The organism is Xenococcus sp. PCC 7305 (assembly GCF_000332055.1).
In the GTDB taxonomy this organism is placed as follows: domain Bacteria; phylum Cyanobacteriota; class Cyanobacteriia; order Cyanobacteriales; family Xenococcaceae; genus Xenococcus.
Window position 1 is genome coordinate 1 of sequence record NZ_ALVZ01000187.1, and the last position, 14246, is coordinate 14246.

Annotated in this window: 15 protein-coding genes; 6 read left to right on the forward strand and 9 right to left on the reverse strand. The window is 39.7% G+C overall.

The window, feature by feature from the left end:
* The first annotated feature begins 312 nt into the window (after positions 1-312).
* Positions 313-2316: a vanadium-dependent haloperoxidase gene (locus tag XEN7305_RS14515; protein ID WP_006510212.1), complete on the forward strand. Its 2004-nt coding sequence runs from the start codon at positions 313-315 to the stop codon at positions 2314-2316.
* A 21-nt stretch (positions 2317-2337) separates the two neighbouring features.
* Here the strand turns inward: XEN7305_RS14515 and XEN7305_RS14520 are convergent, their stop codons facing one another.
* The gene (locus tag XEN7305_RS14520) at positions 2338-2736 is read right to left on the reverse strand and encodes a Fur family transcriptional regulator (protein ID WP_006510213.1); all 399 of its coding nucleotides are present in this window, start codon (positions 2734-2736) and stop codon (positions 2338-2340) included.
* A gap of 86 nt (positions 2737-2822) precedes the next feature.
* On the opposite strand from XEN7305_RS14520, the gene purS reads away from it, so the two are divergent.
* The 3 genes from purS to XEN7305_RS26725 all read left to right on the forward strand — a co-directional run bounded on the left by purS (position 2823) and on the right by XEN7305_RS26725 (position 5030).
* On the forward strand, positions 2823-3092 hold the full coding sequence (gene purS / locus XEN7305_RS14525; protein ID WP_006510214.1) for a phosphoribosylformylglycinamidine synthase subunit PurS: 270 nt from the start codon (positions 2823-2825) through the stop codon (positions 3090-3092).
* A 57-nt stretch (positions 3093-3149) separates the two neighbouring features.
* The gene (purQ, locus tag XEN7305_RS14530; RefSeq protein ID WP_006510215.1) at positions 3150-3845 is read left to right on the forward strand and encodes a phosphoribosylformylglycinamidine synthase subunit PurQ; all 696 of its coding nucleotides are present in this window, start codon (positions 3150-3152) and stop codon (positions 3843-3845) included.
* Positions 3846-3995: 150 nt separating this feature from the next.
* Positions 3996-5030, forward strand: coding sequence for a Ycf66 family protein (locus tag XEN7305_RS26725; RefSeq protein WP_006510216.1), 1035 nt, complete (start codon positions 3996-3998; stop codon positions 5028-5030).
* A gap of 19 nt (positions 5031-5049) precedes the next feature.
* Here XEN7305_RS26725 and XEN7305_RS14540 read toward each other — a convergent pair whose 3' ends face one another.
* Positions 5050-5712: a hypothetical protein gene (locus XEN7305_RS14540; protein ID WP_006510217.1), complete on the reverse strand. Its 663-nt coding sequence runs from the start codon at positions 5710-5712 to the stop codon at positions 5050-5052.
* A gap of 35 nt (positions 5713-5747) precedes the next feature.
* Complete coding sequence (gene lipB / locus XEN7305_RS14545) at positions 5748-6437, reverse strand: lipoyl(octanoyl) transferase LipB (RefSeq protein ID WP_006510218.1); 690 nt, start codon at positions 6435-6437, stop codon at positions 5748-5750.
* 468 nt (positions 6438-6905) lie between these two features.
* On the opposite strand from lipB, the gene hpf reads away from it, so the two are divergent.
* On the forward strand, positions 6906-7508 hold the full coding sequence (gene hpf / locus XEN7305_RS14550; protein ID WP_006510219.1) for a ribosome hibernation-promoting factor, HPF/YfiA family: 603 nt from the start codon (positions 6906-6908) through the stop codon (positions 7506-7508).
* 89 nt (positions 7509-7597) lie between these two features.
* On the opposite strand, the gene ndk is transcribed toward hpf, so the two are convergent.
* Both ndk and XEN7305_RS14560 read right to left on the reverse strand, forming a co-directional pair.
* Complete coding sequence (gene ndk / locus XEN7305_RS14555) at positions 7598-8047, reverse strand: nucleoside-diphosphate kinase (protein WP_006510220.1); 450 nt, start codon at positions 8045-8047, stop codon at positions 7598-7600.
* Between the two features lie 283 nt (positions 8048-8330).
* Positions 8331-9404, reverse strand: a complete 1074-nt coding sequence (locus tag XEN7305_RS14560; RefSeq protein WP_006510221.1) for a D-alanine--D-alanine ligase family protein — start codon at positions 9402-9404, stop codon at positions 8331-8333.
* Positions 9405-9656: 252 nt separating this feature from the next.
* Here XEN7305_RS14560 and XEN7305_RS14565 point away from each other — a divergent pair, with 252 nt between their 5' ends.
* The gene (locus tag XEN7305_RS14565) at positions 9657-9848 is read left to right on the forward strand and encodes a PCP reductase family protein (RefSeq protein WP_006510222.1); all 192 of its coding nucleotides are present in this window, start codon (positions 9657-9659) and stop codon (positions 9846-9848) included.
* Positions 9849-9984: 136 nt separating this feature from the next.
* Here XEN7305_RS14565 and XEN7305_RS14570 read toward each other — a convergent pair whose 3' ends face one another.
* From XEN7305_RS14570 to XEN7305_RS14585, 4 genes are all read right to left on the reverse strand, one after another.
* On the reverse strand, positions 9985-10917 hold the full coding sequence (locus XEN7305_RS14570) for a glycosyltransferase family 2 protein (RefSeq protein WP_006510223.1): 933 nt from the start codon (positions 10915-10917) through the stop codon (positions 9985-9987).
* 37 nt (positions 10918-10954) lie between these two features.
* On the reverse strand, positions 10955-11782 hold the full coding sequence (locus XEN7305_RS14575; protein WP_006510224.1) for a SirB1 family protein: 828 nt from the start codon (positions 11780-11782) through the stop codon (positions 10955-10957).
* Positions 11783-11963: 181 nt separating this feature from the next.
* Entirely contained in the window at positions 11964-13277 is a 1314-nt protein-coding gene (locus XEN7305_RS14580) for a recombinase family protein (protein WP_006510225.1), read from the reverse strand.
* An 85-nt stretch (positions 13278-13362) separates the two neighbouring features.
* Positions 13363-14175, reverse strand: a complete 813-nt coding sequence (locus XEN7305_RS14585) for a sulfite exporter TauE/SafE family protein (protein ID WP_006510226.1) — start codon at positions 14173-14175, stop codon at positions 13363-13365.
* Positions 14176-14246 lie beyond the last annotated feature (71 nt).

The following is a 14246-nucleotide window of genomic DNA, read 5'->3' on the forward strand; positions in this document are numbered from 1 at the left end:
ATTTTTTATTTCTAAGCCATTGGGAAACTAACACTAAAAGATGTTTCCCCATTAGATATTGAGTTTTGAGTTTGATGAATTTCTTCCCATATTTATAGTTTAAATTCAGCAATTGTGAACTTAAATTACAAAATTGTAATCAAAAATTTCTTAGGTTAGGCTCGACGCCAGGCCTTTTCCGATTTTTTAGTCAAAAAATTGGGCATTTTGAACGAAGAAGTCGACCTTAACTCTTAATTTTTCATAGGTTCATAAATAATTCAGTGTTTGATTGCTGAAAACGCCACCCAATAAATACCGAGTGAATATTCTATGGCAGAACTAATCATCAACCCCGAAACCCAATTAGTCACAGTCGAAGATCCTTCCCCTACAATTTCCGTACTGTGGGATCAGGCTGTACAAGAAGCAGTGGTTAATACAGCTCCTGGGCCGACAATCGCCTCCCGAGCTTATAGTATAGTTCATACAGCTATTTTCGATGCTTGGGCAGCCTACGATCTAACAGCTATTAGCACTCAACTAGGAGAGGATTTACAACGTCCTGAAGCAGAAGTCACAGAAGACAATAAACAAGAAGCTATTAGCTATGCAGCCTATAGAGTCCTAGAAAATTTATTCCCCTCCCAAACTGCTATTTTTGATGCTTTAATGGCAGAGCTGGGATACGATACAGACAATCTAACCACCGATATAACTACTGCAGCCGGAATCGGGAATGTTTCCGCTCAGACTCTACTGGATTTTCGACATAATGATGGTTCTAATCAATTAGGCGATGATCCCAATGGCAATGGTCATCCCTATTCTGATATCACAAATTATCAATCTATTAATAGTCCTGGGGAGACAGTCAATATTGAATTATGGACTCCAGAATTCGTGCCCATTGACGATCCCACTGGCTCGGTTCAACAATTTTTGACTCCACAATGGGGAGAGGTCATTCCTTTTGCTTTGGACTCAGGAAGCCAATTTCGTCCTGTCGCCCCAGAACCCTTTTTATTGGTAGATGGAGCCGTTGATTTAGATGCTCAAACTATAACTCTAGAAGATGGTTCCCTATTAGATATTGACCCAAGCTTGATCGGTTCAGTTATTAACCCTGAATTCATTGATCAAGCAAATGAAGTAATTGAATTTAGTGCCAATCTAACGGATGAGCAAAAATTGATTGCCGAGTTTTGGGAAGATGGTGGGGGAACTTCTTTCCCGCCAGGGACTTGGATGACTTTTGGGCAATTTGTCTCCTCACGAGATGAGAATAGCCTAGATGATGATGTGAAATTATTTTTCGCCTTAGGTAATGCGGTCTTTGATGCGGGAGTTGCTACCTGGGAATCGAAAGTTTTTTACGATTATAATCGCCCGGCAAGAACAATTCGTGAGCTGGGAGAATTAGGATTAATTGGGGAATTTGACGCAGATTTAGGTGGTTTTGCCATTGAAGCTTGGCAGCCTGGAGAAGGCACTCAAACTATCTTAGCTACCGATTTTCTGACCTACCAAACTCCAGGAGCAGATCCTTCACCACCTTTTTCTGAATACACTTCAGGACATAGTGCTTTTAGCGCCGCAGGTGCGCAAATACTCAATTTATTTACTGGCAGTGATGATTTTGGGGCCTCTGTAACTTTTGCGACTGGAGAGTCTCGCTTTGAACCAGGCATTACTCCAGCAGAAGAGATTACTTTGGACTGGGAAACTTTCTCCGAAGCTGCTGATGAAGCTGGAGTTTCCCGCCTCTATGGGGGAATTCACTTTGATGATGGAGATATTCACAGTCGCAGTTTGGGCCGAGAAGTCGGTGATGCGGTTTTTGAGCAGGCTCAGTTTTATATTAATGGTGGAGAAACCACAGCGGTATTATTAGATACTCCCATTCATCGTCTGCAAGGTAATCAGCTCTTGGGAAATTATCTGTATACAGGGGAAGGGGAAACCAATAATATTCTTACTGATTTTACCGATGAGGGAATTGCTTTTAACGCGGCAGTTACAGCCGATGATGATCTTGTTGCACTCTATCGTTTTCAGAGTAACGAAAATCCTGGATCTTATTTATTAGTAGGGGAGTCAGAACGGTCTAATATTCACAGTGATGCTAATTTATCCCAAGCTTTTACCGAAGAAGGTCTAGCTTTTTATGTTTATGGAGTCGGGGCTGCCGAAGCTACGGAGTTTTATCGCTTCCGCAATCTAAATCTTGCTGGTTCTTATCTCTATGTGACAGGGGCAGAAAGAGATGATATCATCGCGAATTTCGGCGATAGTTTTATTGAAGAAGGGGTTGCTTTTGAAGCTGAGATAATTTAATGGGTAATGGGTAAGCAATTTTTAATTTTCCATTGTTGACTTGTTTTGGCAATCATCACATAGGCCGAAAAATTCTAGGGTATGGTAGTAAACTTTAAACTTGTGGGAATCTTCTAAATGATGTTCAAGATCATGAACTGGACATTCGTCTATGGGTATAGAAATTGCACAGTTAACACAAGTGAGATGATGGCGATCGCGATGGATGGAACTATATACCGATTCTCCATTGGGTAAAATTCTTACTTGGACTTCTCCCTGGAGTTTTAGGGCTTCTAAAGAGCGATAAACTGTCGCCAAACCCATGTTTTGGTTATTGTTGCGCAATTCAATATAAAGATCCTGGGCTGAAATTGCTTTTTTGAGGTCTTGGAGTATTTCTATGACTTTTTCTTGGGAACGAGTTCTTTGATTTTTCATCGGTAAAATTTCATATAAAATTATCGGTATCTCTTTAGGGTAAACTAATTGGGTTAGTTTGCTTTCGACTATACCTTTATTTGACAATGCCTAATCATTATCACGCACGTATCTATGTTACGCTCCGTTCTTCCGTTCTTGATCCAGCAGGTACCGCAGTCGAATCTGGCTTGCAACAAATGGGTTACCAAGGAGTGGGCAATGTCAGAATTGGCAAATATGTGGAATTGAATCTAACTGCTAATGATGATGATGATGCAAAAACCCAATTAGATCAAATGTGCGATCGCCTCTTAGCTAATCCTGTAATTGAGAATTATCGCTTCGAGATCGAACAGCTAGCTGAAATGAAGTAATGAGTAATAAGTCCCATCTTCGTGGGATCGAGATAATAAGTAATAAGTAATAAGTAAATGAAATTTGGCGTTATTGTTTTCCCCGGTTCTAATTGCGATCGCGATATGGCAACGGTTACTCAAGGTTTATTGGGTATCGATACTCGTATGATCTGGCATCAAGAAACGGATATTTCTGATATTGATATTCTGGTAATTCCTGGTGGTTTTAGTTATGGTGATTATCTGCGTTGCGGTGCGATCGCCCAGTTCTCTGCCGTGATGAATAGTGTGATTCACCATGCTAAAGCAGGAAAAATGGTGCTAGGAATTTGCAACGGTTTCCAAGTGTTAACCGAGGTGGGATTATTGCCTGGGGCTTTGATTCGCAACCGAGATCTCCATTTTATTTGCGATCGCGTTCCGGTAAAAGTAGTTAGAAACGATCTCGACTGGACTTGTAACTATCAGCAAAATCAAATCGTAACTTTCCCGATCGCCCACGGAGAAGGTAGATATTTTGCTGAGGAAAATACAATTAAAAGTCTAGAAGATAACAATCAAATTTTATTCCGTTATTGCAGTGCCAAAGGGGAAGTCGATGAAGCGAATAATCCCAACGGTTCTTTGAATAATATTGCAGGAATTATTAACTCTCAAGGTAATGTTCTAGGCATGATGCCCCACCCCGAAAGAGCCTCAGATCCCGCGATCGGCATTACTGATGGACGAGCATTATTTGAAGGATTATTGACTAATATAATGACTAAATAGAAACTAAATATAACTTAATGTCCTCCTGCACAAAATCAATGCTGCAACATTACTTATCACTTAAAAAGTAAAAGACTTGCTTCAATTTATAGTCTAGAGACCAGTCTTGGCGCAAAATAGGTAAAGAAATAGAGAAGGAGAAATAAAACCATGCTGCCCTATGGATTAGCGATCGCTGTTGGCTTAAGTAGTTCTATATTATTCTTGACAGCCTTCTTTATGCCCAAAATTCATCGCCAAGATGACTTTTTTTGGAGCGGATTAGGATTTTTCTATGCTTTAGTTTTATGGTTCTGTGCAGCTCAATTCACAGGTGCAGTACTTCTAGGGCAATTGGCCGCAGTAGCTTTATTAATTTCCTATGCTTGGCAAGTTATTAAACTAAGAAAAGCTGTTGTTAATCCCAGTGAACAAATGAACCTCAATAGGTTTTCTGTGACAGGTTTTCTCGGAGGATTGCTAAATCGTTCTCCCAAAGTTGCAGAACCTAAGGTCACGGAACCAGAAGAAATTCCGCAGGAACAAGCAGCAGAAGAATTTGAGGAGGTGAGTGAGACTGTTGAGGAAACAGAAAAAGGAGACCAATTCCCGATTATTCCTGTCACAGAAGAAGTTGTGGCCGAAGAAGAAGAAGTTGTTGTTGTGGCCGAAGAAGAAGTTGTTGTTGATGGAATAGAAGATACAATTCCTGAAACTCTAGAAGAGACTTTGACAGAAACTACAGAACCAAATCTTGCGGAGGAAAGTCAAGATATTTCGATAGAAGCGGCAACCGTAGCTGAATCCGAAACAGAATCTACAACCAGCTCAGATGTTCCCGATATAGACAATAAAAAGCCAGGTTTATTTGGTAAAATACTCAACTTTGGGACTAAAGAACCAAAGCCTGATCCGGAAAAGACAAACTCGATCATCAACACAAAATTAGACGAGCTTTTAGATGATGAGACCGAAGAAGCACCAGAGACAAGGGAAGTCACCACTGCGAACAGCGAACCTGCCCCCACAGAAACAGGAGCAGTAGCAACACCTCCAGAAGAAAAAGCAGTCGAAGAAGAAAGCAACTGGGATTTCCTTGAAGATGAAGCAGAAACAACCCTAGAAGTAATTACAGAAGAGACAGCAACTGAAGATACAGCTACTATTGAGCCAGAAAAACCCTCATCAGAAAAGGAAACGAACTAAAATCTTCGTTATCGATGCTCTATGCTTGAGTGCTCACGAGCTGATTTTCATTGCTCAGAGGGGAACGCAAACATAAATAGATCAAGGCTCCAAATAGAGGAATAAAACTAATTACCCAAAAAATCTCAGGGTTTTTGATTCCTCTTCTGATCGAGTCATCCTTGACCAAAGTGGGAAATAGCAGGGATAACAAACAAAAATCGAGACTCATAACATGGATAAACTGATTAGTCTGCCATTGCATCACAAAGTCGGCCCAGTCTCCAGACATTAAACCTGACCCTAGTAATGCGATCGCGCCCACTGTTAGCACAAGACCAGTAACAGGAGATTCCAAAACTTTTAACAACAAATTTCTCTCGGGATCTCCAACTGTATTCGATTCTCTTAAAGCAAGATAAGGCAATAGGGCAAAAGCACCTAAGCCAAAAGAGCCCAAAACAAAAATCCAAGCAGGCAATTTTTGGCCTCTACCATCAAATAACAACAAACAAGCATAGGTAGCGGGTAAAATCCCCATCAGGTTAAACAAAGATACCACCCAAGGATTAATCTCTGCCCAATTACCTGCTGATAAATCGAGAATTAAATCTAAAGTATCGGTCGAAGCAGCAGGGGCAAAGAAAAAAGCATAACTAAGAAAACTGACCCAAATAATAGTAAAAATAATTTTTCGTTGCATTTTTTATTTAAAGTTAATAATTCCAGCTTTTTTTCTTAATCTACCTTATTCTCCAACTCAACATTGAATACTTCAGCAAAACTACGAATCAGCTTAACGCGAACTTCTGCCACTGTAAGATTAGGAATAAACTCATTTAAACTGCCCACGGGCTTATCTATAATGCCACAAGGCACTATATCTTGAAATCCTGTAAGGTCAGGGCAAACATTCAAAGCAAAACCATGCATAGTAATCCAACGGCGAACTTTAATCCCGATCGCCGCAATCTTTTTCCCTTCTAGCCAAACACCTGTCAGCCCAGAGATCCGCTCAGCATTTAAGCCATAGGTCGCAACTGTCCGAATAATAACCTCTTCTAACTGCCGGAGATACCAATGTAAATCTTGCTGATAGTAACGTAGATTCAAAATCGGATAACCAACTAACTGTCCTGGACAATGATAGGTCACCTCACCCCCTCTTTCAACACGATAGACTTCCCGTTTTAAATCAGATTTAGCAGAAGTACTCTCGTCATAATCAAACTTAAGAAAATCAGTGCTAGCACCAGTTCCCAAGGTATATACAGGAAAATGCTCCGACAAAATTAGAATATCCTCTAAATCAGGATTGCTAATGCGCTCTGTGACCAGAGACTTTTGCCTCAACCAAGCATCCTGGTAGGCAACTAATCCCCAATTTATTACCACACAATGTCTTTTTTGTTTTTGTGAATTTGCCATTTAATTTTAAAAAATGTCAACCAATGTAAAAGAAAATAAAAAGAATTCCGGCGCATATGTCACGGAGAATACAAAGTGCTATTATGTACACATACAATATCCAGTAATAAAGTTTTGCTCAACCAAAATATAAGAGTAAGAAAAATCTGTGAGTTGTCTGCATTAGTACGACTGAAAAAGAAGACAATTCTAAGAGAATAGACGCATTCTGTCCAAGGTTCGATTCGTTACTGACTATTTTGTCAGTTGGAGTGTCCCAAAATTAACTTGGAATTGAAGCGGAAAGTAGATTTCAAATCCTAAGCTAAATAATAGCAAAAATATCATAACCTTAAGAAATAATGTAGTTTTTACTGCAACCTTCTTAGAGTTACCATTCTCATCCCACTATTTAGCCTGGGGAATCTATTTTAATTACTGGATATCGTTTTATCGGGATGAACTGTTGTATATCACGGAGTATTGAGTATGAAGCTTTTAATCCAAGGCAATGATATTACCGTTACCGACTCAATTCATGACTATGTTCAACAGAAGCTAGAGAAAGCAGTTAGACATTATCAGAGTATTACTACTAAAGTAGATGTTCACCTATCTGTAGCTCGAAAGCATCGTGTGAATGATAAACATAAAGCAGAAGTGACTGTCTATGCCAATGGAACTGTAATTCGAGCCCAAGAAGGTAGTGAAAATCTATACGCTAGCATCGATATGGTGTCAGATAAGATTGCTCGTCAATTACGCAAATATAAAGAAAAGCAGCTTCATAAAAAAACTCATGCTCAAGTTAATAGTAGAGAAGTTGTCGAAGAGCCTCCTGTCGAGGATCTTGTAGAGACTAATCTAATTAGTGATCGCGCCCCTGAACTTCCAGAAGAAGTAGTCAGAACAAAATACTTTACTATGCCACCCATGACGGCTCGGGAGGCGTTAGAACATTTGCAGTTAATAGATCACGACTTCTATATGTTCCGTAACAGTGAAACTAATGAGATCAATGTCATCTATTCCCGCAATCATGGTGGTTATGGTGTTATTCAGCCCAGAGCCGAAACCAATGGGAATGCTTGATAGCATCGAATTTGCTACGCTAAAGTGTTAGCCAATAGTAGGGGCGATTCGCAAATCTCCCCTACCAAATGAAGCAAACCAATCTAGAATTATTCGTATAACCAGGGTGTGATAGTCGGCGCCCAACTGGCTAGCTCGTCTTCTTTAAACCAAAGAGCGATTTCCGATTGAGCTGTTTCGATCGCATCGGAACCATGAATAATATTGCGTCCAATACTAACTCCAAAATCTCCTCGAATCGTTCCAGGTTCAGCAGTCAGAGGGTTGGTCGCGCCAATAAGTTTTCTGGCACTAGCAACCACACCATCACCTTCCCACACCATTGCGACTACAGGGGCGGAAATAATGAAATCGACTAAGCTGCCAAAAAATGGTCTTTCTTTATGGACTCCATAATGTTGCTCGGCTAGTTCACGAGACACTTGCATGAGTTTCATGCCCACAAGAGTAAAGCCTTTGGTCTCAAAACGACCGACAATATCACCTACTAGATTACGTTGTACCCCATCGGGTTTGATCATAATAAAAGTGCGTTCCAAAAGTTCCCTCCTACAGGTCTTAAAATTTCGTCACAAACTACAGATTAACACTGACGAGTAAGTCAAAAGTCAAAAGTCAAAAGTCAAAAGTAATTTGAGTTTATCGGGCTTCGCCCTTGAAGGCAGATGGCAGACGGCAGACGGCAGAAGGTTTAAATCTACTTCTTCCTTCCCACTTTGGTTTAAGACCTCTCCCTTTAGGAAGAAACAGGGTTCGGGAGGGTTCAAAACCACTTCTTAACAAGAGAACTTCTGCCTTCTGCCCTCATTCTTCTGCCTTCGTTTATTGTTTATTGTTCAATGATTCTTGATGGCGTTCTTGAGCTAGAGAAATTAATTTATCTATTAATTGGGGAAATTCAATTCCTGTTGCTTTCCAGAGTTGGGGATACATACTGGTAGAAGTAAAACCAGGCAAGGTATTAATTTCATTAAGAAAAATTTCTCCTGTAGCTTCCACATAGAAAAAATCTATTCTAGCTAGTCCCGCTGCATCCACGGCGGCAAAAGCTTGTAGGGCCATTTCTTTAATTTGTTCGGCTACCGCATCGCTAAGTTTCGCCGGTATATATAACTCTGCTAAACCTGAAGTATATTTGGTTTCGTAATCATAAAAGTCACTAGCAAAACTAATTTCCCCAATTACAGAAGCCTTGGGATGATCGTTTCCTAAAACCGCACATTCGACTTCCCTCGCAACTACTCCTTCTTCGACGATGATGCGTCGGTCAAAGCTGGCTGCATTATCTAATGCTGATTCTAATTCACTTCGTGATCGCACTTTGGTAATGCCGACGGATGACCCTAAGTTGGCAGGTTTTACGAAGCAGGGGTAATCTAAAGTCGCCTCAATGTCATCACAGAGTTTGGGAAAAACACAAGGACTAGACCAAACTTGAGCACGAGATACCCCTAAATACTTCACTTGGGGGATACCAGCTTGAGCAAAAGCCGTTTTCATCGCAATTTTATCCATGCCCACAGAAGATCCGAGCACACTACTACCAACGTAGGGAATTTGCATTAGAGTTAATAATCCCTGGATAGTGCCATCTTCTCCATTAGGACCATGCAGAATAGGGAAAAATAGCTCTATTTCATTTAGATGCTGGGGAAATTGCCATAGATTACGTTGATCAGCTTCTTGAGCTAAACTTTCCCCCGATTCCAAAACTTTTTGTGAAACATCAGATTCATGCCAAGTCCCCTGCTTGTCAATATAAACAGGAATAACTTCATATTTGGTTGCATTGGAATCTTGATTTAAAGCAGACGCGATCGCTTTTGCTGAGACAATAGAGACCTCATGTTCTCCTGAGCGACCACCAAACAACAACCCTACTTTCGTTTTTCCCATGAATCAATTATCAACTATCGGTAAATACTAACAACAATAGTATAGGGAAGAACATATTAATGGCATTGTCGCTATGAGCAAATCTCTCTTTGTTACTTCAAAAATTCAATCTTACTGAGTTGTGAAAAATGTTTAATAATAATTACGAAGTTTAGCTATCCATAATCTTGGTTATAAAATGGTGACTATAGAGAATGAACATTGAAGTATTTTTCTAGTCTCGGGGATCTTTAACTTAACAGGGCCTAAAAAATGACTATCAGCAGGTTTCCATTTAACAATAATTTATTTTGGACTCAAGAAGCTCAGATTAAACTTAACAGAATTCCTTTCTTTGTCCGCATTCAAGCTCGTCAGAGAATTGAAGAACTAGCTCGTATTGCCCAATCAGAAGAAGTAACCGTCGATATTGTCGAACAAGCACGTAGTGAATTTGGGCAGTAATTTGTTTTAAGCGTCGAGCGAAAGCAGAAGCGCACATCCATCTGCCTTCTCTCTTGGTGCGCGTTCCCTAGCGCCTTGCAAAGGCGCGGGGTCGCACCGCTGCCCTCTGCCTTCTGCCCTCAAGGGCAAAGCCCGATCACGTTTTGCTTTCTCGATATGCTTGATAAACGCCTTGGACATTGTACCAATTAAGAAAAATGCGAGCTATTTCCAAAGATAGTTGAGGTTTTCCTTTAGCTATCAAAAACTTTAATAATGGCTCCATTGTTTTTTCGTTAAGTAAGCCTCCCAAAGACAAAATTCCCCAAAGTATTTGATGTAGAATTGTCATCTGAATCATCATTTTTACCTCCCAGGTAGGATGTTTTTGATAAAAGACAACTCCCATTCTGCCCCGTTGGATTTCTTTGTCAATTAGATTGGGGATTTGTTCTAGATTAAAGGGTGGATGCCAATGATAGCCTACAGCTTCGGGACATTTAATAAGTTTTAAATCTAGTTTTTTCAATCTGACTCCTAACTCTAAATCTTCCCATCCGTAAAGATGAAACTGCGTATCAAACTTCCCCGCTTTTTCGAGCCATTTTTTGGCGATCGCGACATTTCCCGTGGCGAAATAAGCTGCGGAAAAATCAGTGATTTTGTAAGGCTCTGATGTCGGATTTTCAAAGTTACAAGTATTAATGACTGCCCCGTAGGTAAAAATGCGATCGCTATTTGTCTTTTCCGCCCCTGCAAGCAATGCATCAGCATGAGCCTGCAAAAAACTTTCGGTGACTACCAAATCACTATCAATGAAAATAATAGTGTCTCCTTCTGCTTTTTCTATTCCTAAATTTCTGGCAGCGGCAGGACCTTGATGATTTTGTTGAAAGGTTTTTATATGGGGGAATTGATTTTTATGATCAGCAAGCCATTCGATCGTATGATCCGTTGAACCATCATCAACCAAGATAATTTCGTATTCCTGAATCATATTGGCATCAAAAGATTGTTTTTCTAAGATAGCCAAACATTTTCTGAGAATTGGTAACCGATTATAAGTGGGAATGACAATACTAATATACATTTAGTTAATTAGAAATTAATAATTATGACAAAAACTGCTATGGAAAGCTATTTTCGATTTTATCGACAATCATTTTAATCATTTGATATTCATCACCATAATCTGCAAGTTTGAGATAGGCTTGTAAATCTTGAGAAGCTTCTGGCCAAATCTTTAGCTCATAGTATAACAAGCCGCGATCGCGTAATTCATGGGGATTATTGGGAAATAAAACCAACAGACCAGTAATAATTGCTAGCACTTTATTATATTGACGGCGGTGGAGAAAAATTTGTTTTAAATTTGTTAACATCCTCGCCAGAATCTGCTTATTCGTAACTGGAGCTAAAAATCGGGGCTCCAACTTTACTGGCTGTTGATACAACTGTTGTAGTTTTGCCGCACAATCCTCTTTAAATAAAATTTCTCCTTGATTAAAAGCATCGACAAAAATACCTGCCTCATTAAAATCAGGACGAATGAGAAAATGTCCGGGCATCCCAATTCCCAGCATGGGAAAATCTAGTCTCTTAGCTATTTCTAAATAAACAATCGCCAGAGTAAGAGGAATCCCAGTGCGCAAATCTAGAACATCATTCAGAAAACTGTTTTTAGGATTATAGTAATCTTCGCTGTTACCTGTAAATTCTAGATAGTTATAAAGATGATTATTAATCGTTTTAATTACTTGTAGGGGATAGCGTTGTGATGGCAACTTAATAGCAATATCTTCTGCAATCAGATCGAGCTGCTGTAAATATTTTGCTACTTCCAACTCTGGATATTCTGCCTGAGCGCAATATAAACTAGCTCTGGCCAAATTAATTGACTCATCAGAGCGACTTACTTCCTGTGCAAAATTGTCCCAACCAATTTGATGCTTCATTAACTGCGATCGCGACTAACGGTGTTTTACACGACTTGGCTATTTATGGTCTAGTGAGGATAGGTGTTAGGTTTTAGGTGTTAGGTTTTAGGTGTTAGGTTTTAGGTTAAAAGGAGTCATAGCCAAGTCGTGTATTTTACATATCTTAATACAAAAAGCGTCATCTTGATCTTGTGAACCTTTAGAAAATAAAAACTAAATTTAAATTCCATTTATTGCCATCCAAACGGACAATTTCGATCTGCTTAATAAATTCTCGAAAATAAAATCTTCTTTCTGGTTCTGATAAATCTAACCAAAATTGAGGAATGGACACTGTCTTGGCGATCGCTTTTAAATTTTCTGGAGGCAGTTGAGCCAGTTGAGTTTCTAATTGTGAGATTTCTGTTTGTAGTTTGTAATTTCTAAGCTTGGCAGTTTCTTGGTCGAGAATATTTTGTCTTTGCAATATTGGCAATTGCAAAAGAATTTCTTTTTTTTGTTTAATTGTGCTTTGGATCTGCTCTTTGAATATTGTGATATTTTGCAAATTTACCTGCTCAACAGCGATCGGTAGTTCATCGCATATTTGAGTAATAGCTTGTTGTAAAATCTCCTGATAATGAATTGCTTTACATTTAGTTTCTCGCGGACAGTCATGACATCGCAGATAAAGATACTCCTGTTTATTTTTTCTTTGTGTCACCCGCGATATTACCATTGGCAAATGACATTCTTGGCAAGTAATCAAGCCCGCCAAAGAACGAGGAGCACTAGCCGTTCGAGATGGTAAGCGACTATTACGCCGCAATATTCTATCTATTTGGGCAGCTTCTTCCCGATCTAAAATTGCAGCATGGGTGTTGAGAATTACCTGATTATCTTTATACTTTAAATCGCCTCGATACACAGGATTAGTCAACCAATTTTTTCCCGTGGAAGGAGCAACTTTCTTCCCATATCTTTTAGCTAAATATCTAACAGCACCGCGTAGGGAACCAAAGAGCAAAAATTGTTCAAAAAAGTCTTTGACGACAGGAGCAGTGCTTTTATCAATAATATACTTATCCTGTCCTCGACGATAACCATAAGGAGCTTTGCCTGGGGGAGGTAAAACCTTAAGACGGTTCCGCGCATGGCCTTGAATTAAACGTTCTTTTCTTTTATTACTGGTTACTTTTTCTAATAGCTGAATTAGAGCAAGTTTGGTATCTTGATTACTTTTTTGAGAAAATTTAGAAGACTGATAATCTTGTTCGATAGCAATAACTTCTATCCCTAAAGACTCTAATTTTTTAAGGCGATCGCCAATGTCAACAATATTATTACCCAAATCTTCTAAGCGACGAATGAATATTTTTTGAGGAGGATTCTTTTGCGAATCATCTATTAGTTTTAGTAGCTGCTGACGACCAGCTAAATCTAGATAAATATCATCAATTTCTTGTCCCCAAATATTTTTATCAGGAGGGGTTTCCAGCAACGGATCTATGTATAGATAAGCAACTACTTTCATAAAGACTGGTGTTAGGTTTTAGGTATAGCGTTTCTCATATTCATAAGATACAGTTTGCTGTTCCCGATTCCCTATTCCCTATTCCCTAAAGCATATCCTTATGTATCTCACTAATTAGAGAAAGGCTATAAATCCCCCAAGCCTGCCAAAAAGTATAAATAGCTAGAATCACCAATAACATAGTAAAAGCGAAGCCAACTACTTTACTAGGTAATTTAGGCAGAAAACGAGTGCTGACCTGAGCCCCGATCAAACCTCCTGTTCCCAAGAGCAGTCCTTCCACAAAAAGAACATTACCCTTTAGGGCATGACCAATAGAAGCCGAAATAGCAGTCAAAACGATAACACCCAAACTGGTGCGAATCGCTGTCTTGATAGATTCTCCGAGCAAAATAATTTGCAGTGGCACCATAATCACCCCGCCACCAACTCCAAATAGACCAGCCAAAACACCTGCTGTTCCCCCCGTTGCCACTCTAGAAACTATGGGATTCCCAATTGGGGTTTGCGCCTCACCTTGATGCTGGGCAATGATCCGTTTGCGAAACTCAACTAGGAATATGTTAACAACCAGTAGCAGTCCAAAAGCAAATAAGAGCAGAGCAGGGGAAAATTTATCGGCAAAATAAACCCCAACTTGTGCCGCTAAAAGAGCTGGTAGCCCTAAATAAAGAATGCTTTGAAGCTTAATATAACCCATGCGCCAATTCTGAAGCGTTCCGGAGAGTGCAGTAATCGTAATGGCCAGAGCACTGGTTGCCACGGCTTGAATCGGCTCATAACCCAAAGCCACCAAAAGCGGCACGAGAACAGTGCCTCCACCAATTCCTAAAAAGCCGGCTAGAATGCCAGAAAAAAAGCCACTAATACCTATAAATACGGGGTTTGCTAGCATCATAAATAAGTTTAATCCTTTGCTATTTTTTGAGAATAATAATTAATTTAAATTCTTACGCCGCTTCTCTTGCT

Excerpts from the sequence above, each read along its gene's own strand:
- XEN7305_RS14585 (WP_006510226.1), bottom strand. The coding sequence starts at position 14,175 with ATGATGCTAGCAAACCCCGTATTTATAGGTATTAGTGGCTTTTTTTCT.
- purQ (WP_006510215.1), top strand. The coding sequence starts at position 3,150 with ATGAAATTTGGCGTTATTGTTTTCCCCGGTTCTAATTGCGATCGCGAT.
- XEN7305_RS14580 (WP_006510225.1), bottom strand. The coding sequence starts at position 13,277 with ATGAAAGTAGTTGCTTATCTATACATAGATCCGTTGCTGGAAACCCCT.
- XEN7305_RS26725 (WP_006510216.1), top strand. The coding sequence starts at position 3,996 with ATGCTGCCCTATGGATTAGCGATCGCTGTTGGCTTAAGTAGTTCTATA.
- XEN7305_RS14565 (WP_006510222.1), top strand. The coding sequence starts at position 9,657 with ATGACTATCAGCAGGTTTCCATTTAACAATAATTTATTTTGGACTCAA.
- XEN7305_RS14540 (WP_006510217.1), bottom strand. The coding sequence starts at position 5,712 with ATGCAACGAAAAATTATTTTTACTATTATTTGGGTCAGTTTTCTTAGT.
- XEN7305_RS14515 (WP_006510212.1), top strand. The coding sequence starts at position 313 with ATGGCAGAACTAATCATCAACCCCGAAACCCAATTAGTCACAGTCGAA.
- purS (WP_006510214.1), top strand. The coding sequence starts at position 2,823 with ATGCCTAATCATTATCACGCACGTATCTATGTTACGCTCCGTTCTTCC.
- hpf (WP_006510219.1), top strand. The coding sequence starts at position 6,906 with ATGAAGCTTTTAATCCAAGGCAATGATATTACCGTTACCGACTCAATT.
- XEN7305_RS14520 (WP_006510213.1), bottom strand. The coding sequence starts at position 2,736 with ATGAAAAATCAAAGAACTCGTTCCCAAGAAAAAGTCATAGAAATACTC.
- XEN7305_RS14570 (WP_006510223.1), bottom strand. The coding sequence starts at position 10,917 with ATGTATATTAGTATTGTCATTCCCACTTATAATCGGTTACCAATTCTC.
- lipB (WP_006510218.1), bottom strand. The coding sequence starts at position 6,437 with ATGGCAAATTCACAAAAACAAAAAAGACATTGTGTGGTAATAAATTGG.
- XEN7305_RS14575 (WP_006510224.1), bottom strand. The coding sequence starts at position 11,782 with ATGAAGCATCAAATTGGTTGGGACAATTTTGCACAGGAAGTAAGTCGC.
- XEN7305_RS14560 (WP_006510221.1), bottom strand. The coding sequence starts at position 9,404 with ATGGGAAAAACGAAAGTAGGGTTGTTGTTTGGTGGTCGCTCAGGAGAA.